This window comes from Pelobacter seleniigenes DSM 18267, assembly GCF_000711225.1.
GTDB lineage: Bacteria > Desulfobacterota > Desulfuromonadia > Desulfuromonadales > Geopsychrobacteraceae > Seleniibacterium > Seleniibacterium seleniigenes.
Window position 1 is genome coordinate 660421 of sequence record NZ_JOMG01000004.1, and the last position, 22543, is coordinate 682963.

Annotated in this window: 19 protein-coding genes; 16 read left to right on the forward strand and 3 right to left on the reverse strand. The window is 55.1% G+C overall.

Translation table 11 applies throughout. The features are described from left to right. Window positions 1-2: 2 nt before the first annotated feature. From pilM to N909_RS0120045, 9 genes are all read left to right on the forward strand, one after another. Window positions 3-932, forward strand: a complete 930-nt coding sequence (pilM, locus tag N909_RS0120005) for a type IV pilus biogenesis protein PilM (protein ID WP_029917906.1) — start codon at window positions 3-5, stop codon at window positions 930-932. Further along, window positions 933-1481 carry a PilN domain-containing protein gene (locus tag N909_RS0120010; protein ID WP_029917907.1) on the forward strand — a complete coding sequence of 183 codons (549 nt, stop codon included), beginning with the start codon at window positions 933-935 and terminating at the stop codon, window positions 1479-1481. Beyond that, complete coding sequence (gene pilO / locus N909_RS0120015) at window positions 1481-2062, forward strand: type 4a pilus biogenesis protein PilO (RefSeq protein ID WP_029917908.1); 582 nt, start codon at window positions 1481-1483, stop codon at window positions 2060-2062. Before N909_RS0120010 ends, pilO begins: the two co-directional genes overlap by 1 nt. Then, window positions 2059-2826, forward strand: a complete 768-nt coding sequence (locus tag N909_RS0120020) for a hypothetical protein (protein WP_029917909.1) — start codon at window positions 2059-2061, stop codon at window positions 2824-2826. Before pilO ends, N909_RS0120020 begins: the two co-directional genes overlap by 4 nt. Window positions 2827-2869: 43 nt before the next feature. Further along, window positions 2870-5362 carry a secretin N-terminal domain-containing protein gene (locus N909_RS0120025; RefSeq protein WP_051689980.1) on the forward strand — a complete coding sequence of 831 codons (2493 nt, stop codon included), beginning with the start codon at window positions 2870-2872 and terminating at the stop codon, window positions 5360-5362. A 14-nt stretch (window positions 5363-5376) separates the two neighbouring features. Next, on the forward strand, window positions 5377-5859 hold the full coding sequence (locus N909_RS0120030) for a type II secretion system protein (protein ID WP_029917911.1): 483 nt from the start codon (window positions 5377-5379) through the stop codon (window positions 5857-5859). Further along, a complete protein-coding gene (locus tag N909_RS0120035) occupies window positions 5860-6273 on the forward strand; it encodes a type IV pilin protein (protein WP_029917912.1) in 414 nt (137 codons plus the stop codon). It abuts the gene before it with no gap. 56 nt (window positions 6274-6329) lie between these two features. Further along, entirely contained in the window at window positions 6330-6845 is a 516-nt protein-coding gene (locus N909_RS0120040; protein WP_162179143.1) for a type II secretion system protein, read from the forward strand. 179 nt (window positions 6846-7024) lie between these two features. Next, complete coding sequence (locus tag N909_RS0120045; RefSeq protein ID WP_029917914.1) at window positions 7025-7255, forward strand: hypothetical protein; 231 nt, start codon at window positions 7025-7027, stop codon at window positions 7253-7255. A 720-nt stretch (window positions 7256-7975) separates the two neighbouring features. Here the strand turns inward: N909_RS0120045 and N909_RS0120050 are convergent. The 3 genes from N909_RS0120050 to N909_RS0120060 form a co-directional block, all read right to left on the reverse strand. After that, a complete protein-coding gene (locus tag N909_RS0120050; RefSeq protein ID WP_029917915.1) occupies window positions 7976-8260 on the reverse strand; it encodes a YkgJ family cysteine cluster protein in 285 nt (94 codons plus the stop codon). Window positions 8261-8265: 5 nt separating this feature from the next. Continuing rightward, the gene (locus tag N909_RS0120055) at window positions 8266-8607 is read right to left on the reverse strand and encodes a zinc ribbon domain-containing protein YjdM (RefSeq protein WP_029917916.1); all 342 of its coding nucleotides are present in this window, start codon (window positions 8605-8607) and stop codon (window positions 8266-8268) included. Window positions 8608-8851: 244 nt separating this feature from the next. Next, on the reverse strand, window positions 8852-11077 hold the full coding sequence (locus N909_RS0120060) for a vitamin B12-dependent ribonucleotide reductase (RefSeq protein ID WP_029917917.1): 2226 nt from the start codon (window positions 11075-11077) through the stop codon (window positions 8852-8854). A gap of 369 nt (window positions 11078-11446) precedes the next feature. Here N909_RS0120060 and N909_RS0120065 point away from each other — a divergent pair, with 369 nt between their 5' ends. The 7 genes from N909_RS0120065 to panB all read left to right on the forward strand — a co-directional run bounded on the left by N909_RS0120065 (window position 11447) and on the right by panB (window position 22543). Further along, window positions 11447-12613: an aminotransferase class V-fold PLP-dependent enzyme gene (locus N909_RS0120065; protein WP_029917918.1), complete on the forward strand. Its 1167-nt coding sequence runs from the start codon at window positions 11447-11449 to the stop codon at window positions 12611-12613. A 51-nt stretch (window positions 12614-12664) separates the two neighbouring features. Then, window positions 12665-13984, forward strand: a complete 1320-nt coding sequence (locus tag N909_RS0120070) for a PhoH family protein (protein WP_029917919.1) — start codon at window positions 12665-12667, stop codon at window positions 13982-13984. Window positions 13985-14010: 26 nt separating this feature from the next. Then, complete coding sequence (gene tsaD / locus N909_RS0120075; RefSeq protein ID WP_029917920.1) at window positions 14011-15024, forward strand: tRNA (adenosine(37)-N6)-threonylcarbamoyltransferase complex transferase subunit TsaD; 1014 nt, start codon at window positions 14011-14013, stop codon at window positions 15022-15024. A gap of 14 nt (window positions 15025-15038) precedes the next feature. Further along, the gene (locus tag N909_RS0120080) at window positions 15039-15521 is read left to right on the forward strand and encodes a DUF2062 domain-containing protein (protein WP_029917921.1); all 483 of its coding nucleotides are present in this window, start codon (window positions 15039-15041) and stop codon (window positions 15519-15521) included. A 2-nt stretch (window positions 15522-15523) separates the two neighbouring features. Then, entirely contained in the window at window positions 15524-16315 is a 792-nt protein-coding gene (rsmA, locus tag N909_RS0120085) for a 16S rRNA (adenine(1518)-N(6)/adenine(1519)-N(6))-dimethyltransferase RsmA (RefSeq protein WP_029917922.1), read from the forward strand. Between the two features lie 124 nt (window positions 16316-16439). Beyond that, window positions 16440-21203 (forward strand): NAD-glutamate dehydrogenase domain-containing protein, encoded by a 4764-nt coding sequence (locus N909_RS0120090; protein WP_051689982.1) that lies wholly within the window; start codon window positions 16440-16442, stop codon window positions 21201-21203. Window positions 21204-21739: 536 nt separating this feature from the next. Continuing rightward, a complete protein-coding gene (gene panB, locus N909_RS0120095; RefSeq protein ID WP_029917924.1) occupies window positions 21740-22543 on the forward strand; it encodes a 3-methyl-2-oxobutanoate hydroxymethyltransferase in 804 nt (267 codons plus the stop codon).

Sequence of the window (22543 nt, forward strand, 5' to 3'; positions counted from 1 at the left end):
CCATGCTGCGTCGTACATATATCGGTTTGGATATCCGCGAGCAAGGGTTGCGTGCTATGGCCATTCAACGGCGTGGCCATCAATTGGCCCTGGCTGGCGCTCAGCAGGAAGCATTTGCAGGCCAGGTTCTGTCGGCCCATTTCAACCAGCTGAATATCCATGACGAAGACGGCTTCTGCACAACGTTGAAGACAACCCTCGCCCCGCTGACCGGCCGCAATGAAAGAGTTTCCGTTGCGCTGCCGGACCGGGCCGGGCAATTATTCCTGGTCGACGTGGAAACCCCTTTCAACAGCCGCGCCGAAGGGGTGGAAGTGCTGCGTTGGCAGTTGAAGGATTCCTTGCCGGGGAAGGCCCAACAGTTCGCCCTCGATTTTCAGGTCATGGACGAACGTGAACCGGGACTGAAAAAAGTATTGGTCGCGGTGATTTCACGCGCCGTTCTTGCCCAGTACGAAGACCTGTTTGCCCGGGCCGGCTATGCCGCAACCGTGATCGATTTTCATTCCCTCAGCCTGTATAACGCCTATCGCTCCAAAATTGATCTGGGGCAGGACTTTATCCTGATCGGAGTTGACGGTTCCCAGCTCAGTCTACAGGTGTTTTTCGATCGGGTTCTCAGCTTTTGCCGCTGTCGCAGCGTTGACATCGATCCGGCCGGGGTCTGCCGGGAACTGAATCGATCGCTGGTGGCTTGCCGCAGCCATTTTACCGGGTTCGGCAGATTGCCGGTGTACCTGCATACGGATTGGGACAAGCAAGGCGAGCTGTTCGACGCGGTGGATGATGTGTTCGAGCAGAGCGTACAACTGCTGATCTCACCGGTCAGCAAGTTGCAGAACGGTTTCGGCAATCATCTCTCAGCGGAGCGCACCAGTGGAATGGTGGCCGCGTTGGGAGCGGCTGAGCGGATGATGAAAGGAGGCGCCTGAATGCAGTTGACGATCAATCTGGCCAGCCGCAGATACCTGAATCGGCGTCTTTCCCAACTGATTTTCTGGGTCCTGGTGCTGTTGCTGTCCGGCATTATCACCTGGCAGGTCAGTTCTTTCCTCGCTGCACGGCAACAGGAGCGGGACTATCGATCCCATCTGCAGGCGTTGCAGGAACAGCTGACCGGAAAACGGCCGGAACAGCAGAGCGCCGCGGGGCTGGCCCAGCAGCAGACCGCTTATGATCGCGCCGCAATCCTGTTGCAACAGGATGCGTTTCGCTGGACCCTGTTGTTTGACCGGATGGAACACCTGCTGCCCACGGGCATCAGCCTGCGCAGTTTTAATCCCGATTATGAGAAAAACTCCCTGGTGCTGACCGGGGTGGCCAAGGATCTGTCCCGCTTGCAGGCTCTTTTGGATAACCTCCATGGCGCGGATTTTCAACATGCCTACCTGATCAATCAGGGCGAAGTCCAGGTCGATGACGGGCGGGGCGGCAAGCGGACCGCATTGAGTTTCTCCATCAATCTGGCGGGGGTGTTCTGATGCAGCAGAAATTTTCCCTCTTGCAAACGGTCTGGGAGCAACGGCGTGGTCAGGTGATCTGTGTCGGCGCTTTGCTGCTGGTGATCTGCGCCCTGGGAGCGGTCCACGGCTGGTCTGTCGCTCCGCGGCTGAGTGAGCTGCAGGATGAACAGCTGCGCCTGCAGAAGGAAGTCCGTGAGCGTCAGCTTGAATTCGCCCGTAGTGGCGTTCCGGTCTCCACCGCGGAACAGCTCAAGAGTAACCTGCAGCGTTTTCAGGAACTGATTCCGGCGATTAACCAGTTTTCCCTGTTTGTCGGCGAGCTGTTTTCCTGGGCCGATCAATCCGGTCTGATGATTCATCAGATCAGTTATCGGCCCGAAGGGGACGAGGCCATTGGCGATATCCGTTATGGTTTGAGCTTCTCCGTCGATGGTGACTATGGCGATGTCAAAAAATTCCTTTATTTGCTCGAGAATACCGACCGCATCCTGATTATTGAAAACATCTCTCTGTCCGGTCGGGAAGGGGCCGGGCGGGGCGAGGATACAGTCAGTTTGCGAATTCAATTGGCCACGTATTTCAGGGAGGAAGCGACATGAGCCGGGCCCGGATACTGACGCTTCTGGTGCTGCTCTTGGCGGCAGCAATCCTTTACGCCTGGTGGGCAACGCCCAGGCAGCGCAGCATCGCGAGCAGCGGCAAGCGGGCGGACAGGCCTGCTGCTCCTGGGAAGCCCGGGCAGGGCCTGACCGTTCCCCCCGCGGTTGCTGACCTTAATTTTAAGCATTCGCCCGCTCCGGCTTATCAGCCACCGCAGAAAAATCTGTTCGGCCCCCTTTATCTGCCGCCGAAACCCGTCACGCCGAAACCTGTGGTTCACCGCCCGCCACCGCCACGGATGACTCCACCGCCGCCGCAAGTGATCACCCGGCCGATCCAGCCGGTTTTGCCTGATCCTTTCCCGGCGCTCAAGGTTCTGGGGTTTTTAAAAAAGGGGAATGATTTTACCGTGTTCCTGGCGGATCGGGACGATAAGATTTTCCTGGTCAGCCCCGGCGAAACGTTTGGTCCGGAATTGCAGGTTGAAGCCATCGATGGCAAAAAAATTACTTTGAAGCGGTTGTCGACCGGCCAGACCCAGGTGCTGGCTTTGGGAGAAGCCAAATCGCAGCGGATTCCCAATGTCAAATTTCAATCAGGTCGGCCGGGTTTTGAAGCCCCCGCTGACCCGGAAGTCGACCCCCGGCGACCGACTCAGCCGCCGGGACAACCCGCTGCACAGGAGCCACCTGCGGCTCCTTCTCAGCCAGAACAAACCAATCAACCGGGGATCATGCTGGTGCCGGGCGGAGCGATGAATTGATGAAGATTGATTGCCGTCGTGCTTTTTGCGTTATGGAGAGCTTATGACCTTGAACAGACAATACTACGGGAGGTTCCGATTAATTCTTCCGGTTTTACTGCTGTCTTTCCTGCTTGCCGGTTGTGTGGCCGGGCAGAAATCTTTCAACCGGGGAGCGCAGGCTTTTGAACAGGAGAATTATGATCAGGCCGTGGCCGAACTGCTTACCGCGGTCGAGAAAAATCCGGGCGAGCCTCAGTTCAGGCTCAAATTGAATCAGGCCCGCAACCGGGCGGCGCTGGAGCACAAGAAAAGCGGCGATGATTTTTTCGCTCATCAGCACTATCGTGACGCCATCCGTGAATATCAGTTAGCTGCCGAACTGGACAAGTCTCTGTTTGCTGCGACGGACGGCCTGCAAACCGCAAACGCTTATCTCCAGGCCCGGGAGCTGGTTGATGAGGCCGAAACCTTGCTTCAGAACAGCCGCCTGGACCAGGCCCGCGAAGCGGTCAATCAGGCCCTTTCCCTGGTACCGGACTATCAACCCGCACTCAAGATTCAACAAAAAATCAAACAGAGTCAGTTCGCCTTGGTAGACGGGGTTCAACTGGAGGTCAAGTCAACCCAGCCGATTAACCTGAACTTTCGCGACACCAAGCTTCCGGATGTGTTCGATATCCTGACCCGGCTGTCCGGCATCAATTTCATTCTTGATGAAGATATTCGTAACGACAAGACCACGCTGTTCCTGGAGCAGGCCACCTTTGCCCAGGCCCTGGAATTATTGTTGCGGATGAACAAGCTCGACAAAAAGATTCTCAACAGCAAAACCATTATTTTGTTTCCAAAAACCAGGGATAAGCAAAAACAGTTTGAAGATCAGATTATCCAGACCTTTTACCTGTCCCATATTGATGCCAAAAAGGCGGTCAACCTGCTGCGAACCATGCTGCAGGTCAGAAAAATCTATGTCCAGGAAGAGCTGAACGCCATTGTCATTCGCGACCAGCCCGATGTCATCAAGCTGGCCCAGAAAATGATCGAAGCCAATGACCGGGGTAGCTCCGAAGTCGTCTTTGATCTGGAACTGCTTGAAGTCAACCACAGCGACACTCGCGAACTCGGTCTGAAACTGAGCAACTATTCCATCGGCGCGGGACTGAGCGTGGAGAACAGTGGTAAGATCGCCGATGCAGGACTGTCGGCCGGGGGCAGTACCGCGAACCTGGTTGACTTCACCAAAAACCTCGATCCATTTTATTCCATCCCGACCGCGGCGTTCCGTTTCCTGAAAACCCTGGTCAATGCTGAAGTCCTGGCCAACCCAAAAATCAGGGTCAGAAACCGGGAGAAGGCCAAGGTGCATGTCGGCAGCCGGGAGCCGGTGATCACGGTGACCATTAACGACACGCTGACCTCGGAAAATGTCCAATACATTGATGTCGGCGTCAAACTGGATGTTGAACCGACCATCCAACTGGACAAGACGATTGTCACCAAGTTGGGGCTGGAAGTCAGCAACGTCTCCGGGCGGGAGAAGACCACCAACGGCACGGCCGTTATCACCATCTCCTCGACCAATGCCGACACCACTTTAACCCTGCGCGACGGTGAACAGACCATCATTGGCGGCCTGATCAGGAATGATAATTCATCGACCAAAAACAAAATCCCCTTGCTGGGGGATATTCCGGTGGTCGGGGAAATTTTTAACGGGACCGATCACAGCAAAATCAAGCGGGAGATTCTGCTCTCCATTACCCCGCACATTGTGAAGTTTGTTTCGGTCCCCCAAGGGGACACGGCCAGCATCTGGTCGGGCGGAGAGGATGACCTGAAATTCGGACGTAACTTTGGAACCTTTGCTGACGAATATGCCAACGGGCAAGGGGGTATCCAGGAGGGCACAGCGGCTGCGCCCGAGGGCTTGACAACTCCGTCACCCGAGCAACCCTCTTTACCAGCACCAGCACCAGCACCAGCACCAGCACCAGCACCAGCACCAGCACCAGCACCAGCACCAGCACCAGCACCAGCACCAGCACCGGATGCGATGAATATCCCGGAGCCGCCGCCACCAGCCATGGCTGTACCTGAGCCGTTGATAGAAGAGAATATCCCTGCAGAAGGAGCGATTATTGCCCCTCCGGCCGCAGCGCAGGTTTTTTTGCTGGGGCCGCCCGCTTTGGCTGTCGGTGATGTGGTGAATGCCGGTCTGGAGATCAGAACCACGGATGATCTGGCTGATCTGACTCTGCACCTGAGTTATGATCCAGCCCTGTTTGAATTGGTTGATGCCAGTCCGGGATCTCTGTTTCGGACCCTTGATGACGCGTTGGTTTCGGTCTCCGTTGACCCACAGCAAGGACTTGTTGCTCTGGAAAAAACAGCTGGTCCGACAGTCTCCGGCAGAGGGCAGCTGTTGTCCTTAAAATTGAAAGCGCTTGCGCCAGGGAAAACACAGCTTGTTCCTGCTGTACTGCAAATGAGCAATAGCCGGGGGCAGGAACTGAGCCCGAACGTTGCTGGCTATTACCTGACGATCGTAAATTAAAGGCTATTGCCCGAATGCTCAGACGTTTACAACAATCAGCCGGACTCACTTTGATCGAGATGCTGATTGCATTAGCGATCCTGGCCGTTTTGGCCACTGCAGTTCTGCCGATGGCGGAGGTCACAGTCAAGAGAACCAAGGAACTGGAACTCCGCCGGGCTTTGCGCGAGATTCGTTCCGCGCTGGACGAATATAAAACCGATTATGATAAGGCCGCCAATGAGAAAAAGATCTTTGTGACGGTTGGCGAATCGGGTTATCCGGCGGAACTGGAAACTCTGTTGACCGGAAATGACTGGGGGGGGTTGTATCAATATCCCCGAAAGTACTTGCGCAGAATTCCCCGGGATCCGTTTGATACCGACCAGGAAGGCTGGGGCCTGCGTTCCTATACTGATGAAGCCGACTCTTCAGTCTGGGGGGGGGAGGATGTTTATGATGTCTATAGCCAGAGTGATGAGATCGCTCTTGATGGAACCTATTACAGGGACTGGTGAATGACTGAATTACGCTGCTCAATTCTCAAGAATCAACGGGGGTTTACCCTGTTCGAACTGCTGGCTGTCATGCTGATCATGGCGGTCCTGGCGACGATTGCGGTTCCCAGCTATAAACGAAGCCAGATCAAAGCGCAGGAAACCGTGCTGGCAGAGGACCTGTTTCAGATGCGGCGTGCTATTGATGCTTACTTTTCCGACCATGCCCGCTACCCGGACAGTTTGGATCAACTCGTGGAAAACAAATACCTGCGGGGAATTCCCCGCGATCCGTTTACCCGAACTGAAGACAGTTGGAAATGCGTTGCCCCGGAACCGGGAGAATCTGGTGCAGTGGCTGAGGGAGGCTGTTTTGATGTCCGTAGCGGAAGCGATCTGATCGGGTTGAATGATACCCCTTATCAGGATTGGTGACAGACCAGGTACGTATTGAGATGAAGCAGGTTGAAACGAACAGGATGAAATCTGCATTGTCGAATCAGCGCGGCGCTGTTTTGCTGATGCTGCTGGTCATTGTGACGCTGGTGGGCCTGTTGACGGGGATTGCCGGGTCAAGCTGGCAAACGATCGTGCAGAGAAGCAAAGAGGAGGATCTGCTTTGGAAAGGGGGGCAGATCCGCAAGGCCATCGGTCATTATTATGACGCTGTCCAGAAAACCGGCAAGGTCCTGAAAAAGTATCCGCCGGAATTGACGGATCTGTTGCTGGACCCACGCTTTCTGGAACCGACCCGGCATTTGCGTCGTTCCTATCCTGATCCCATGACCGGAGCGGACTGGGATATTATTCAAGCCCCAGGCGGAGGAATTATGGGGGTTCGTTCCACGTCCTTGAAAAAACCTTTTAAGCAAGATGGTTTCAGTGACCAGGATAAGGATTTTGTCGGTAAGCAGACGTATCTGGAGTGGGAGTTTGTTTATCGGCCGCTGGAGCAGAACAAAAAGAAAATCGTACCGGGGATTAAGGCGCCGGCGATGTACAAGTAACAGGGGCTATCCGTTTGCCGGGGTGTGACCTGCCAGATTTGATGAAATTTCGCTCCTTACTCATCTAAAATCCAACATTGCCAACTATTTATTGACTATGACAGTGTCATGCTCCTTCCCTCTTGATGGGGGAAGGTCGGGATGAGGGGGAGACCAACCTTACCGCACTGTGACCGTTTATGCCGAAAATCTTCAAATTCTTGAAATCAAAGCCAAAGTCGCGGGGTCTCGGCCCCGCCGCCGACCATCTTTTTGTCCAGGCCAACAAAAAGATGGAAAAAAATGGCCTTTTGGCTGCTCGGGAGTTTCGTTTACTCCAGGTGCGGGATAGCTGCTCGTTGGTCGCTGATAGTTGGGCAGGGTTGGTCACCGTTGCATTTAATCACGGAGCATGGCCGCAACTGGCCTGACCGTCGTCGAATGCGCCCGACGAGAAGCTTTGCTTCACGTACTGGCGGACAGAGGGGCTGCGGAATTGGAAGAGTCGCTGGCTTGACGGAATTTTGTTCCGTACTCGCCCAAAATCCAACATCATCAAGCCGTTATTGACTATGGCAGTGTTGTGCCCCTTCCCCCTTGATGGGGGAAGGTCGGGATGGGGGTGAGATCGACCTTACCGCACTGTGACCGTTTATGCCGAAGATCTTCAAATTCTTGAAATCAAAGTCAAAGTCGCAGGGTCTCGGCCCCGCCGCTGACCATCTTTTTGTCCAGGCCAACAAAAAGATGGAAAAAAAATGGCCTTTAGAATGCTCGGGAGTTTCGTTTACTCCAGGTGCGGGATAGCTGCTCGTTGGTCGTTGATTCTTGGGCAGGGTTGGTCACCGTGGCATTTAATCACGGAGCATGGCCGCGACTGACCGCGGCGTCGTCGAATGCGCCCGACGAGAAGCTTTGCTTCACGTACTGGCGGACAGAGGGGCTGCGGAATTGGAAGAGTCGCTGGCTTGACGGAATTTTGTTCCGTACTCGCCCAAAATCCAACATCATCAAGCCGTTATTGACTATGGCAGTGTTGTGCCCCTTCCCCCTTGATGGGGGAAGGTCGGGATGGGGGTGGCCAGGCTCAATTCTTTAAGTGGCGCTTTTGAGGATATTTCCTATCTATCTGAAATAGTGGAATTGGATATTTATTTATCCGAAAGATTCCGGTACGCACACCCTTCCGGTAACCAATCAAGCTCAGCGACATTCTCCGGGGTTAACTTGATGCAGTCCTCTTCATGTTTGAAGCGGTCGGGATAAATGCGACAGCGGCGGGTGTGAATATCCAGAAATCGACAGGGGATGGCGGTGGTAAGGATCTTCCCGCGGGAATTGATGGTTTTTTCGAAACAGCATTCCCCGCATTGATGACAAAGATCTTCCCAGGCGGCGTCATCGGTCTGTGGCTTATCTTCCGGACGATCGCACATCGGCGTTATACCTTTTTAACAAATTCCGATTTCAGTTTCATCGCCCCGATCCCGTCGATTTTGCAGTCGATATCGTGATCCCCCTCGGTCAGGCGAATATTCCGGACTTTGGTGCCGACTTTGACCACGGTGGAACTCCCTTTGACCTTGAGATCCTTGATTACGGTGACCGTGTCCCCGTCGACCAGGATGTTGCCATTGGCATCTTTAAACTGGGGGCTGTCTTGAGTATCCGTCTGCTTGATCGCGAGCCATTCGTGGCCGCATTCGGGGCAGATCAACAGGTCGCGATCAGCATAGCCGTATTCCGAGCGACATTCCGGGCAGGGGGGGATCGTTGTGTCCATTATAGGTTTCCTTCCAACGGGGTTGCTATAGCAAGGTGTTGAAAAATTATCTGCGTTGCAATTACTGCGTTAAAAATAGCCTCAAAATCCTCATTTACTGGATGTAAACTGCGCTTCTTCGGCAATTTTTCCTTGTCCTTGCTGCCTCGAAAACGTTTTTCAACACCCTGCCAGGCAAATAAAAAATCAGGGGGCAGCGAAGCGGACGCTGCCCCCTGAAAATGTGCTGACCTGTGCTGTTAGCTCAGGCGCACTCGGAATAGCCGCAGGCGTGGCAGACGCAGCAGCCGCCTTCATGTTCGATCGGGCCGCCACATTCCGGGCAGGCGCCGCCGTTATTAACGAAGCGGGTCGGGCTCTCTTCATCATTGAGCATGTGCAGCTCAATGGCTTTGGCCACCGCGTCAGCGCAGGACGTGATGCGGTTGTCACCGAACCCGGCCGGTTTGTGGCAGGTGATCCCGATCAGCTGTTTGACCGCCTGACGGGCCTGCACCCCGCTACGCCAAGCCAGCGAGACCAACCGCCCGATGGCTTCACATTGGGACGCTGCACAGCCGCCGGCTTTGCCCATGGTGGTAAACAGCTCGAAGAGGCCGTTCTGGTCCTGGTTGATGGTGATATAGAGGGGACCGCAGCCGGTCTCCATCTGATAGGTGGAGCCGGTGAGCGCCCGCGGCCGCTCCCGTTTGCGGGATGCTTTACGGCTTTCCATCGGAATAACCGCCTCGTTTTTCTTTTCTTCTTCTTTTTTGGCGACGGACAAAACCTGCATGTCGCGGGAGCCATCACGGTAAATAGTCACCCCTTTGCAGCCTTCCTTGTAGGCCATCCGGTACACGGTGGCGACATCTTCACGGCTGGCGTCGTGACAGAAGTTGACCGTTTTGGAGACCGCGTTGTCGGTGTATTTCTGGAACGCGGCCTGCATCAAAACATGGTCTGCAGGAGTGATGTCGTGGGAGGTGACGAAGACCCGGCGAACATCCTCGGGAACAGCATCCATCCCCTGAACCGTGCCTTTTTCAGCAATCTTCTGCATCAGTTCTTCGCTGTAGAAACCGCGCTCGCGGGCGATCTTTTCAAACAGCGGATGGACTTCGATGAGGCGATTGTTGTCGAGCACTTGACGCACATAGGAAACTGCAAACAGCGGCTCCACGCCGCTGGAGCTGTTGGCGATGATGGAGATGGTACCGGTCGGCGCAATAGTAGTGCAGGTGGCGTTGCGAATCTTGTCGGCGCCTTTTTTATCGAAAATACTCCCTTTGAAGTTGGGGAAGGCGCCGCGTTCTGCTGCCAGCTGGATCGACTCCTCATGGGATTTGTCATTGATGAATTTCATGACCTTTTCACCTAGGGCGATGGCATCCTTGCTGTTGTAGGGGATGCCGAGGAGAATCAGCATGTCGGCCCAACCCATGACGCCGAGACCTATTTTACGGTTGGATCGGGTCATTTCATCGATTTCCGGCAGCGGGTATTTGTTGGCTTCGATGACGTTGTCAAGGAACCGGGTTGCCAACCGGACGGTCTGCTCCAGTTTTTTCCAGTCGACATCGCCGTTGCTGATCATATTGGTCAGGTTCAGCGAACCGAGGTTGCAGGATTCATAGGGGAGCAGGGGTTGCTCGCCGCAGGGATTGGTGCTCTCGATTTCGCCGACGTGGGGAGTCGGGTTGTCGCGATTGAGACGGTCAAGGAAGATAATGCCGGGTTCACCGTTGGTCCAGGCCATATCGACGATCTGGTTGAAGACCTTGGCGGCGTTGAGCTTTTTCATCACCTTGCCGTTGCGCGGGTTGATGATGTCGTAATCCTGATCCTTTTCCACCGCCTTCATAAAGGCCTCGGTGAGGCCAACCGAAATATTGAAGTTGGTTAGGATGGTCTGGTCGCGTTTGGCCATGATGAAATCCATGATATCCGGGTGGTCGACCCGCAGGATCCCCATGTTGGCCCCACGCCGGGTACCGCCTTGTTTGATGGTTTCAGTGGCAGCGTCGAAGACCCGCATGAAGGAGATCGGTCCTGAAGACACCCCGCTGGTCGACTGCACTTCGTCGTTGGCCGGGCGGATACGGGAAAAGGAGAAGCCGGTGCCGCCGCCGCTTTTATGAATCAGGGCGGTGTTTTTAATGGCCTCGAAGATGCTTTCCATGGAATCGCCGACCGGCAGGACAAAACAGGCGGACAACTGCCCCAGTTCCCGGCCTGCGTTCATCAGAGTCGGGGAATTTGGAAGAAAGTCGAGCTGGGTCATCATCCGGTAGTAATCTTCTTCGTGGTCCGCCTTTTTACCGTTGACCGCAACTTCCGCAGCGTTGATGGCTTTTGCGACCCGTCGGAACATGTCTTCCGGGGTTTCGATGGGTGTCCCTTCACTGTCGCGCTTCAGGTAGCGTTTGGTGAGAACTGTCATGGCATTCTGGGACAACTTCGGCCCGGCTGACGCATTCGCTTGTGTCATCGAGGATTCCTTTCTGCAAATACTTGGTAAGGTATTGATAAATAACTGGATTAGTAGGATTTAAACACTATATATGATGTGCAGGTAGAATATAGACTACTACATATGGGGGTTGTCAAGTTTGAAAATTTAAATATCGGAGCTTTTATCGAGAGCCCCGCAACGCGGGCGGACGGGTGGATTTGGCAAAATGAGTGCAGGGGTGACATTTGTCCGGCAATCAACAATAATGGTGAAAAGAGGCAGTTATGCTTGTCGTGCAAATGAATATTCAGTATTCTGCCGCAGTTCTTAACTTCTGTGACCGAATCGTTCCTGAAAATCAGCAAGACCCACGCAGGTTTTGGCATCCGAACAGAGTCATACCCAATGTCTGAACAAAAACTGCTTTATCTCGATAACGCTGCCACCAGCCACCCTAAACCGGAAGAGGTCTATCGCGCGGTTGACCTGGCGTTAAGACATGGCGGCAGTGCCAGTCGCGGGACCCATCGGACCAGTCTGGCCGCCGATCAGTTGGTCTTTGCGACCCGGGAGTTGCTGGCGGAACTGTTTCACTGTCCTGATTCGGCCCGCTTCATCTTCACCTTCAATGCGACCATGGCTATCAATCAGGCCCTGTTTGGGCTGTTGCGACCGGGTGACCGGGTGGTGACCAGTAGCGTTGAGCACAATGCCGTTGCCCGGCCTTTGCAGGCCTTGACGGAGCGAGATGTTGAGGTGGTCAAGGTTGCGGCTGATCCTTGTACCGGCCTTGTTGCCAGGGAAGATCTGTACCGCGCTTGTCTGGAACAGCCGACCCGGTTGCTGGTGATTAATCATTGCTCCAATGTCTTTGGAACGCTGCAGAATCTGGTCGGGCTGGGAAGTTGGTGCCATGAACATGGTGTCCTGTTGCTGGTTGACGGTTCGCAATCGGCCGGCGCGGTTCCCATTGACCTGGCCGCGCTCGAGATCGACCTGTTCGCCGCCCCCGGTCACAAAGGGCTGCTCGGACCGCAGGGAACCGGCTTTCTTTATTTACGGGAAGGGATCGAACTGACCCCGCTGCTTTACGGCGGCACCGGCGCCAATTCTCATTCTGTGCATCAGCCGGCCGAATTGCCGGAACGACTGGAAAGCGGGACCTACAATATGCCCGGTTTGGCCGGACTGCACGCTGCGCTGGAGTTCGTTCAACGAACCGGGATTTCAACGATTCGGGCCCATGAACAGGCCCTGGTTGAACAATTGGTCCGTGGTCTGGAGCAGTGCCCCGGGTTGACAATTTATGGCAGCAAGGATTTTTCCTTGAGAGGAGCCGCGGTTTCATTCAATATTGACGGTCGCGATCCGGCTGAGATCGGTTACTTGCTTGATCAGCAGCAGATCGCGGTGCGGGTTGGACTGCATTGTGCTCCGGATGCGCACCGCAGTATCGGTACTTTCCCCACCGGGAGTGTCCGAGTCAGTCCCGGCTACTTCACCCGGGAAGATGATATCGCCCGCTTTATCAAGGCCATTGACGGAATCAGCCGCTGCGCCGGGTCGCTCTGACCGGTTTCGGCCAGCTGTCCCGACGGGCTTTCCAGAGGATATTATTCGACTATGAAAAAACATTACGTTCTTGATACCAATGTGCTGCTTCATGATCCCCAGGCTATTCTGAAGTTTTCCGACAATCACGTGATTCTGCCGCTGACGGTGATCGAAGAGATTGATCGGTTTAAGAAAGATCAAAGTGAAACCGGCCGCAATGCCCGGCACATCTCGCGGATGATCGATGAGTTTCGTCTCCAGGCCAAACTGGTAGAGGGGGTTCCGCTGGAAAATGGCGGCGTGCTGCGGGTTGCGATCTATAAAGAAGAGCTGATGCAGAAACTGCCGCCGGAGCTGCGCGTTGATCGTGGCGATAACCGGATTATCGCGGTGGCCAAGGATCTGCAGGAGAATTCTCCGAACGGCCCGGTGATCTTCGTCACCAAGGACATCAACCTAAGGATCAAGGCGGATACCATCGGTTTACGCACCGAAGATTATCAGAATGACAAGATCCCGGTGGAAGATCTTTACACGGGGACGACCGAACAGCTGGTGCCGGCCGAACAGGTTGACCTTTTTTATGAGCAGGGGGCGCTGGCAGTGACCGGCGAGTTTTACTCCAATCAGGGGATAACCCTGGTTGATGAGACCAACCCCTCGCATACCGCCATCGGCCGCTACGACAGCGTCGGCAAGAAAATTGTTCCGTTGCTGAAAATTCCCAAAGAGGGAATTTGGGGGATTCACGCCCGCAACCGCGAACAGCAGTTCGCCTTCGATCTGTTACTGAATGACGATGTGCAGCTGGTCTCACTGGTTGGAAAAGCTGGCACCGGGAAAACTTTGCTTGCTATTGCGGCAGGATTGTTGAAAACTGCCGACGAAGGCGCTTATAATCGGCTGCTGGTGTCCCGCCCGGTGTTCCCCATGGGGCGCGATCTCGGTTTTCTGCCTGGCGATATCGAAGAAAAACTGTCTCCCTGGATGCAGCCTATTTTTGACAATGTGGAATTGTTGCTGTCCTCCTACGATGAAGCCGGCAAAAGAAAACGCGGCTATCGCGAACTTATCGACCTGGGCTTGATGGAGATTGAGCCGCTGACTTATATTCGCGGCCGGTCGATCCCCAAGCAGTACATGATTGTCGATGAAGCGCAAAACCTGACTCCCCACGAGATCAAGACCATTATCACGCGGGCTGGGGAGGGGACTAAAATTATTTTGACCGGCGACCCCTTCCAGATCGACAATCCTTATGTCGATTCGGCCAGTAACGGATTGACTTATGCTGTTGAACGACTGAAAGGGCATGATATTGCCGGACACACGACCTTAAGCAAGGGAGAGCGGTCGGCCCTGGCCGAACTGGCAGCGAATCTGCTGTAATGGAATGAATGGAATGATGAAATAACATGTTGCTGCTGGCTCTTGAAAGTTCCTGCGACGAGACCTCCGTCGCAGTTGTCCGCAATGGCGCGGAGGTGCTCTCCAACCTGATATCCTCCCAGGTTGATCTGCATGCGGTGTACGGGGGAGTTGTTCCGGAACTGGCCTCGCGCCGCCATCTCGAAGTGATCAATCCCCTGGTGGCTCAGGCGCTGGCGGATGCTGGTGTGAAACCGGGCCAGCTTGAGGGTGTGGCGGCCACCCGGGGGCCGGGTCTGATCGGCGCTTTGCTGGTCGGCCTGTCCTTTGCCAAGGCCTATGCCTATGCCCTGGGTGTTCCCATGATCGGGGTACATCATATTGAGGGTCATATCCTCGCCATTCAGCTTGAACGGCAGGTCGAATTCCCCTTTCTGGCCGCTGCGGTTTCCGGCGGGCATACCCATCTGTTTCGGGTCGACGGAATCGGCCGTTACCGCTTGCTGGGCCGCACTGTTGATGACGCTGCAGGGGAAGCTTTTGACAAAGTGGCTAAAATGCTCGGACTCGGTTATCCGGGCGGCCCGATTATTGACCGCCTGGCCAAGTCCGGGGATGACGGGGGAATCGTGTTCCCGCGACCGCTACTTAAAAAAGACAATTTCGATTTCAGCTTTTCCGGCATGAAGACAGCGGTATTGAATTATCTGCACGGACTTGAAAACCGGCCGGATGACCAACATATCGCTCAGGTTGCCTGTGCCTTTCAAACCGCGGTGGTCGATGTCCTGACCCGGAAGATCATCCGTGCCGCGCGGGCGGAAGGGTTGTGCCGGATTGTGGTGGCTGGCGGGGTTGCCTGTAATTCAGGTCTGCGTGCGACCCTGACCCGTTTGGCTGCCGAAAAGGGTCTTGAAGCTATCTTTCCATCTCCCGGGCTTTGCGCCGATAATGCCGCCATGCTGGCGGTGGCAGGGGATTACTACCTGTCGCGCGGACAGCGCTCCGGACTTGACCTGAACGCTGTTTCCAGCTGGCCGCTGGAACAGGTCCGGGGTTGAGGTTGTTCTGAGTTATGTGGCGACGCTGGGGTTTCTTCAGACAATTTAAATTGAATATGATTCGACTGGCGCGCATCCAGTCCGAACCGGATGCCGTCGCTCGCGGCATGGCCCTGGGTCTGTTCATCGGTTTTACACCGACCTTCGGGGTGCAGATCATCCTTGCTCTCTTGTTCGCTTTTCTGCTGCGGCAGAATAAGATTGCAACTTTTATCGGGGTCTGGGTGACCAATCCGCTGACCGCCCCATTCATTTACGGCCTTGAATACGAAATCGGCCGCGTTCTCCTCGGATACCCATCCATCGGCTCGCCTGATTTCAGTGCCGATCTGAGTTGGAAAATGGGTGTTCAGGTCGGCGAGCCGTTACTGCTTGGTTGCCTGGTGCTGGGCATACCGGCGTCCATCATCGGCTATTCACTGACCGTCAGATTCATTCCCAGCCTGCGCCAATGGAAAATTCCACGCTGGCCGCGCCGGCGCCAGAAACCTGAATAACCATGGAATATCGCACTAAAAAGCGTTTCGGTCAGCATTTCCTGCACGATCAGGGAGTGATCGACAAAATCATGACCGCCGCCGCCCTTGACGGCAGTCAGCGGGTGGTGGAAATCGGCCCCGGTCTTGGGGTCCTGACCGACCGGCTGTTGCCGCTGGCCGCACAGGTGGAAGTCATGGAGATCGATCGTGACCTGATTGAACGTCTCAACCAGCGCAGCGATCCCGGTCTGATCGTTCACGGGGGGGATGTCCTCAAGCTGCCCTGGGGAGAGCTGTTCAACCAGCCTCCTTATATCATGGTGGCCAATCTGCCTTACAATATTTCCAGTCAGGTGGTGTTTCGGATTCTGGAGTACCGCCATCTGTTCGAACGCCTGGTGCTGATGTTTCAGCGTGAGGTCGGTGAACGGTTGCTGGCTGCGCCGGGTAGCAAGGATTACGGTATCCTGTCTGTGCTCTGTCAGCTCTGGTTTGACCTGCGCAATGTCACCCTGGTCAGGCCCGGGGCCTTCAACCCGCCACCCAAAGTCGATTCCATCGTACTCCATTTTCAGCGTCGTGTTACACCGCGGGTCGACCCGGTTGATGAGGGTCTGTTCCGGAAGGTTGTCAAGGGGGCGTTTACCCAGCGCCGCAAAACCCTGCGCAACAGTCTGCAGGGGGCCGGTTTTATGGCCGCGGAGATCGACATCGCGCTGGACACAACCGGAATTGACCCCGGCAGACGGGGCGAAACTCTCCACCTGGAGGAGTTTTCCGCCCTGACTCGCGCTTTTTTTAGCCGCTCTTAAATTTTATTTGCTCTCTGACTTGATAAGCCTATTTCACTGGTCTATGATTCGAACGTCGCCGCGGGTAATTCCGTCCGTGGCTTGATCTTTTCCCCTTATTCAATGATGAAACAGGGAGTCGAGCATGAAGGTGACTGTGGCCCGCAAAGGTCGTACGTCAGAGCAGAGAGAGCAGCAGTTTCAAGATGAGAATATCGAGCAGGAGCTGAACCGTCTGGGTGAAACCAGGATGCTGTCCCTCAATCTCGAGCTGGCGCGCATCCTGCGCCAGGAGATTCCGTCCAACATCCTCAACCAGCTAAGCCTGGAGACACTGGTCCAGGACCTTGTTCAGGCGAGTAAGTTTCTGGAGCGAAGGGATGACAGAGTTAAGGTCCAAATGGTTCCGCAACAGGAACCGGGCCGTTATTACCTGTTTGCCAACTCTCCCGATGCCAACCATATCTTCTTCTCTCTACAGGAATTTCTTCACCGTCGTTCAATTCATTTCCGGGTGGTTTGTCACCCGATCCTTTCCGTTGATCGCAAAGGCCCGGTGCTGGAACGTCTGGCTGAAGCGGACAGCGAGTTGCCCAGGGAATCCTTTGTCTGGATCGAGCTGCAACGCTTCCCGGCGCGCCTGACCGAAAAACTTGAAAATGCCGTACGCACCGTTATCGCTTCCACGGTGCAGATTTATCAGGATCGTCCGGCCATGCTGCGCCAGTTTGCGGCACTGAATAATATCAAAGGGTTGGACCGTTATCGTGATCTTTATCAATGGCTACAGGAAGAAAATTTCATCCCGGTGGCCAGCCGTACCTTCACCTATGTGGCCGGAGCTCAAGTCGACGCTTTCAAAGAAGACAGCTCCCGGGCGCTTGGCCTGACCGATTTTTACGAGAACCCCTTTTATCAGGATACGACACCTGTTCCGCTGACTGCGGAAAAGGTCTTCCCGTTGCTTGGCCACGGCAAAGATGTCGATCTGGAAAAAACCGACCTGTATTGCCCGCTGCATCGCTTTGAGCGACTGACCTATCTGGGCTTTCGTGAAGAGCTTGCCGACGGAACCTTTCGGGAACACTGCTTCTGGGGTTTCTACACCCAGAAAAGCGTCGATGAAACCAGCTATTCGATCCCGGCCCTGCGACGGCGTATTGAAACGGTTCAGCAACAGCTGAAAATCCATCGAGACAGCCACAATTACCGGAAAACCGTGCAGATTATCAACAGCTTCCCGAAAATTGAGCTGTTCCTGATGGGGGATGACGAACTGCGGCGGATGCTGCGTTCCTTCACCCAGATGCACCGCCAGGCCGGGGTCAAGGTGGTGATTGCGCCGAGCGCCTCCGAAAACGGACTGACCCTGTTGCTGATCATGCCCAATGAATATTATCTGCCGGAACACATCGAGCGCATGGAAACCTATGTGCGCCGTTACTTCAAGGCAGTGCGGGTCGAATCCCGATTGATTCACATGGCTTCGGACTACCTGAGCATGCATATTAATCTGCTGTTGACCCAGAACCAGGTTCAGGTTGATCTCATCCAACTGGAGCAGGGGCTGACCCGACTGGCCATGCCCTGGAAGCTGAAGTTCCGGGAACTGCTCGAAAAACAATTCGCCGACGATTCCTTTGCCATCTGGGATCGTTACAGCAAGGCCTTTCATCAGGACTATCGAACCCGTAATCACCCACGCTTAGCGGTCCGCGATGTGCGCAACATTGAACTGCTGTGCCGGGAGCGCAAGGATATCTTCGATCTCTGGGGACCTTTTCATGAGCAGGATGATTACTATCGGCTGCAGTATTACAGTTTCAAGCGCAGCTATCTGAATGAGCTGATGCCGTTTTTGCAGAATCTGAATCTGGATGTGTTGCATGAAATCGATTCTGATCTGGAGATCGGCAGCGAGCGGGTGCATATCAAAAGTTTCGCTATCCGCCTTGATTCAGACAAGTGTCTGCCGTTTACGGCGATCAAGGACCTGCTCATTGCCACCCTCACGGCACTGTGCAAGGGCGAGGTGGAGAACGACTACCTGCATCGGCTGTTGCCGCTGACCGGCCTGTCCTGGCGTGAAATTGACGTGTTCCGCGGCTATCGCAATTATTATTTCCAACTCGGCAGCCCTTTCACCAAGCGTCGGGTCGCCGACACCCTGGTCAACAACTCCAAGGTCGCCCTGCTGCTTTATCGTTACTTTGAAGGGCGCTTCAAGCCGGCAGCGGAGTGGTCCGATCCCATGGTGCGGGAAATCGAGGTTCTCTCTCCTATCCGCCAGGAACTGGTGACCGCCCTGGAAGAGGTCAGCGATCCCAACGAGGACCGGATTCTCAGAACCCTCTTCAACCTGATGGATTCAACCATCCGCACCAATTTCTATCAGCGCTACCAGCAGGATGATTATTTCCTGTCCTTCAAGGTCAATTCGCTAGGCGTTATCGATATGCCCGCGCCACGCCCCCTCTACGAAGTCTATGTCCATTCCGCCACCATGGAGGGGATCCATCTGCGCGGCAGCAAGGTGTCCCGCGGCGGTATCCGCTGGTCGGACCGGCCGGATGATTTCCGTACCGAGGTTCTCGGTCTGGTCAAGGCGCAGATGGCCAAGAACGCCGTCATCGTCCCGGAAGGCTCCAAAGGCGGGTTTGTCAGCAAACTGAGCAGTCCGGATCGCGACATCATGACCGGCTACGTCAAGGATGCTTACCGGACCCTGATGCGGGGCCTGCTCGACCTGGCCGACAACCGGGTCGGCAACCAGGTGGTGCGGCCGGAAGGGATCATCGCCTATGATGATGAGGACCCCTATCTGGTTGTCGCCGCTGACAAGGGTACGGCACAGCTCTCCGATACCGCCAACGCGATCAGCGAGTCTTATCACTTCTGGCTCGGTGATGCCTTTGCCAGTGGCGGTTCCCACGGTTATGATCACAAAAAGCTTGGTATCACTGCCCGCGGGGCTTGGGAGAGCGTCAAACGCTCGTTCCGGGAAATGGGGCACGATATTCAGAGCGAGCCTTTTACCGTTATCGGTATTGGCGATATGAGTGGGGACGTGTTCGGCAACGGTATGCTGCTGTCACGGAAAATCAAGCTGTTGGCTGCATTCGACCATCGGCATATTTTCCTCGACCCGGATCCGGACCCGGAGATCTCGTTCCGGGAACGGCAACGATTGTTCAATCTGCCGCGTTCCAGCTGGGATGATTACAATCGCGAGCTGATTTCCGAGGGTGGCGGCGTTTACTCGCGTCAGCTCAAGGAGATTCCGCTCTCTCCGCAGGTGGCTCAGCTTTTGGGAACCAGGCAGGGTAGTATTGACGTGCCCGGCCTGATCAAGCTGCTGCTCACCGCCCAGATCGACCTACTCTGGAATGGCGGGATCGGCACCTATGTCAAAGCCACGACGGAAACCAATGAAGACGCTGGCGACCGTGCTAACGATGCGGTCCGGATCGATGCGGTCGAATTGCGCGCCAAGGTGGTGGGTGAGGGGGGCAACCTCGGTCTGACCCAGCTTGGGCGGATCGAATATGCGCTGCAGGGTGGGCGGATCAATACCGACGCGATTGACAACTCCGCCGGGGTCGACACCTCCGACCATGAAGTCAACCTCAAGATCCTGCTTCGGGAACTGCGCAGCGAGGGCAAGGTTAAGGATCTGCAGGAAGGCTATCAACTGCTGGATGAAATCGAAGAGACGGTCTGCCAGGACGTGCTGCGCAACAACTACACCCAGACCCTGGCGTTGTCCCTGGATCAGGTCCGTTGTCAGCAAGACGTCGATCCGTATCTTGAGCTGATCGACCGGCTCGGCCGTTCCGGCCTGCTCGATCGCCGCGGCGAGTTTCTGCCGAGCCGGAAAGATGTCTCCGCCCGGCAGCCCGGGCGGCTGTTGCGGCCCGAGTTGTCGGTGTTGCTGGCGTACAGCAAAATGTTCCTGTTCCGGTCGGTTCTGGATTCCAAATTGCCGGAGAGCAGTGTTATCCATAATCTGCTGCTGGAGTATTTTCCCCAGGAAGTCGTTGACCGCTACCGGGATGTCCTGCCAAACCATCCCTTGGCCAGGGAAATCACTGCTACCATGCTCACCAACCGGGTTATCGACCAGGCCGGGGGCACCTTTCTCCAGACCACCAGCCGGATCACCGGTTGCAGTCAGGTGCAGGTTGCCAATGCCTACCTGATTTTCGACAGTCTTCTCAAAGGGCGCGATTTACGCCAGGCTATTTATAGTCTGGACAATGAAATGCCGGCAGCGCGGCAACATGAGCTGCTGTTGCAGCTGGAGAGCCTGCTGAGCTCGTTCTGCAGCTATGCACTGAGCAACGGTATGCCGATCCCGACCAGTGAGCAGGAGCTGGCTCGAATCGGTCAGCAGCTGGACCATTATTCCGGTGCGCTGTCAAGTACCCTCAGCAGTGAAAAATGGCAGGACTGCCAGGACCGGCAGACTTGCCTTGAAGAAGAGGGTTTGCCCCGGGATGTGGCCTTCAGGTTTGCGGTCCTCGATTCTTTGGTTGACTTCCTGCCCTTGCTCTGCATGGTCGAATCTTCGGGTCTTAAGCTGGATCAGCTGGCCAGGATTAAGGTGTTGGTCGATGATAAGGTCAAAGGTGCTGCGGTGCTTGAGCTGATCGGTTCGGTGCCGGTGCGGGACCATTGGGACCGGCGTGCCCGCGAATCGCTGCTCAGCGCATTGCAGGCGGTTAATGTGCGGATTGTCCAGCAGGTTGCTCTTGAGCAGCCGGACTCCCCGGAAACTTTTTTCAGCATCAGGCGGCAGAAAATGAGGATATATGAAGAGCTGCGCCAGAGTCTGTTAGGAGAAGACCCGGGCACCTTCCACCCCTTTACGGTGTTGTTGCGCACCCTGGAAGGGTTGTTGACCAGCTGAGCTGAGCTTTTTCACAGCCTGTTCATGTTTCGACAGGTATAACCCGGCCTCAGGCGGCAGTATCGCCTGCCTCCTGAGGCCTTTTTTGCGAGCTTTGTTGACCTGGCCTGGAAAGAGGTTTAAAACGAAATTTGACAACGGATGCCGCCACGATCAGTCGGCTGTCCTTTGTTTGTTCCGTTCTCTTTTTCGGAGCGGGAGAGTCTTTATTTTTCTATCAGCATAAATAACACATTGTTATATTTGCTCTCTTGCTGCTTTGACGGCAACTTGGCGAGCTCTTGACAGGAATTTCAAAAGATCTGGACAGTCGATTATGACTGTGTTATACCGGGATCGTTTTTTCCCGGAAGACGGTAGCTGACCCGGTACAGGAACTGGAGTCGATGTGCGAATGTCTTCCGAAACACATACCGCCTGGATCGTTAATGACCGGGACGGAAGGTATTGAAAGATAGATCACAGGGTCTTGTCCGCTCTGCGTGTGCCTTTCGTTTCGGCGAACGGCATTTTTTGTTTTAGAAAAGGAATTTATCGTGAAAAAACGCAGGACTATCCTTGATATGGCAGAAATGAAACAACGTGGCGAAAAGATCAGTGTGCTGACCGCTTACGATTATCCCTTTGCCCGGCTGATGGACGCTGCCGGGATTGATATGATTCTGGTCGGGGATTCAGCCGGTTCGGTCTTTTCCGGTTACGACAACACCCTGCCGGTCACCCTTGAAGAAATGCTTTATCATACCCGTGCCGTTGTGCGCGGCAGCGAGCAGGCCCTGATTGTTGCTGACCTGCCGTTTATGACCTATCAGATCGATATCCCTGATGCCCGCCGCAATGCCGGCCGCCTGATCAAGGAGGGCGGCGCCCATGCGGTCAAGTTGGAAGGGGGCGAACCCATGGCGGAAACCATCCGCGCCATTGTCGATATCGATATCCCTGTTGTCGCCCATATCGGGCTGACTCCGCAGTCGGTGCACCGGATGGGTGGGTTCCGGGTCCAGGGACGTGAGGAAGAGCAGGCCCGTAAAATCATGGCAGATGCCCGGGCCGTGGAAGCGGCCGGCGCCTGTGCTGTGGTTCTGGAAGCCATCCCTCGCGACCTGGCCCGCCAGGTCAGCGAGAGCCTGACCATTCCCACCATTGGGATCGGTGCCGGTCCCGCTTGTGATGGTCAGGTGCTGGTGATTCACGATATCCTTGGTCTGTGCGATAAATATTCACCGAAATTCGTCAAGCGCTATGCCGATATCGCCGACACCATCAGCAAGGGCATCCATCACTATATCGAAGACGTCAAAAGCGGCCAGTTCCCGACCGCTGAGCACTCATTTAAATAA

What these genes read in the sequence shown, in the direction of transcription:
- pilO (WP_029917908.1), top strand. Translation starts at nt 1,481, where the DNA reads ATGCAGCAGAAATTTTCCCTCTTGCAAACGGTCTGGGAGCAACGGCGT.
- N909_RS0120010 (WP_029917907.1), top strand. Translation starts at nt 933, where the DNA reads ATGCAGTTGACGATCAATCTGGCCAGCCGCAGATACCTGAATCGGCGT.
- N909_RS0120090 (WP_051689982.1), top strand. Translation starts at nt 16,440, where the DNA reads ATGAAGGTGACTGTGGCCCGCAAAGGTCGTACGTCAGAGCAGAGAGAG.
- N909_RS0120050 (WP_029917915.1), bottom strand. Translation starts at nt 8,260, where the DNA reads ATGTGCGATCGTCCGGAAGATAAGCCACAGACCGATGACGCCGCCTGG.
- pilM (WP_029917906.1), top strand. Translation starts at nt 3, where the DNA reads ATGCTGCGTCGTACATATATCGGTTTGGATATCCGCGAGCAAGGGTTG.
- N909_RS0120035 (WP_029917912.1), top strand. Translation starts at nt 5,860, where the DNA reads ATGACTGAATTACGCTGCTCAATTCTCAAGAATCAACGGGGGTTTACC.
- N909_RS0120045 (WP_029917914.1), top strand. Translation starts at nt 7,025, where the DNA reads ATGCCGAAAATCTTCAAATTCTTGAAATCAAAGCCAAAGTCGCGGGGT.
- tsaD (WP_029917920.1), top strand. Translation starts at nt 14,011, where the DNA reads ATGTTGCTGCTGGCTCTTGAAAGTTCCTGCGACGAGACCTCCGTCGCA.
- N909_RS0120070 (WP_029917919.1), top strand. Translation starts at nt 12,665, where the DNA reads ATGAAAAAACATTACGTTCTTGATACCAATGTGCTGCTTCATGATCCC.
- N909_RS0120020 (WP_029917909.1), top strand. Translation starts at nt 2,059, where the DNA reads ATGAGCCGGGCCCGGATACTGACGCTTCTGGTGCTGCTCTTGGCGGCA.
- N909_RS0120065 (WP_029917918.1), top strand. Translation starts at nt 11,447, where the DNA reads ATGTCTGAACAAAAACTGCTTTATCTCGATAACGCTGCCACCAGCCAC.
- N909_RS0120025 (WP_051689980.1), top strand. Translation starts at nt 2,870, where the DNA reads ATGACCTTGAACAGACAATACTACGGGAGGTTCCGATTAATTCTTCCG.
- N909_RS0120030 (WP_029917911.1), top strand. Translation starts at nt 5,377, where the DNA reads ATGCTCAGACGTTTACAACAATCAGCCGGACTCACTTTGATCGAGATG.
- rsmA (WP_029917922.1), top strand. Translation starts at nt 15,524, where the DNA reads ATGGAATATCGCACTAAAAAGCGTTTCGGTCAGCATTTCCTGCACGAT.
- N909_RS0120060 (WP_029917917.1), bottom strand. Translation starts at nt 11,077, where the DNA reads ATGACACAAGCGAATGCGTCAGCCGGGCCGAAGTTGTCCCAGAATGCC.
- N909_RS0120080 (WP_029917921.1), top strand. Translation starts at nt 15,039, where the DNA reads ATGTGGCGACGCTGGGGTTTCTTCAGACAATTTAAATTGAATATGATT.
- N909_RS0120055 (WP_029917916.1), bottom strand. Translation starts at nt 8,607, where the DNA reads ATGGACACAACGATCCCCCCCTGCCCGGAATGTCGCTCGGAATACGGC.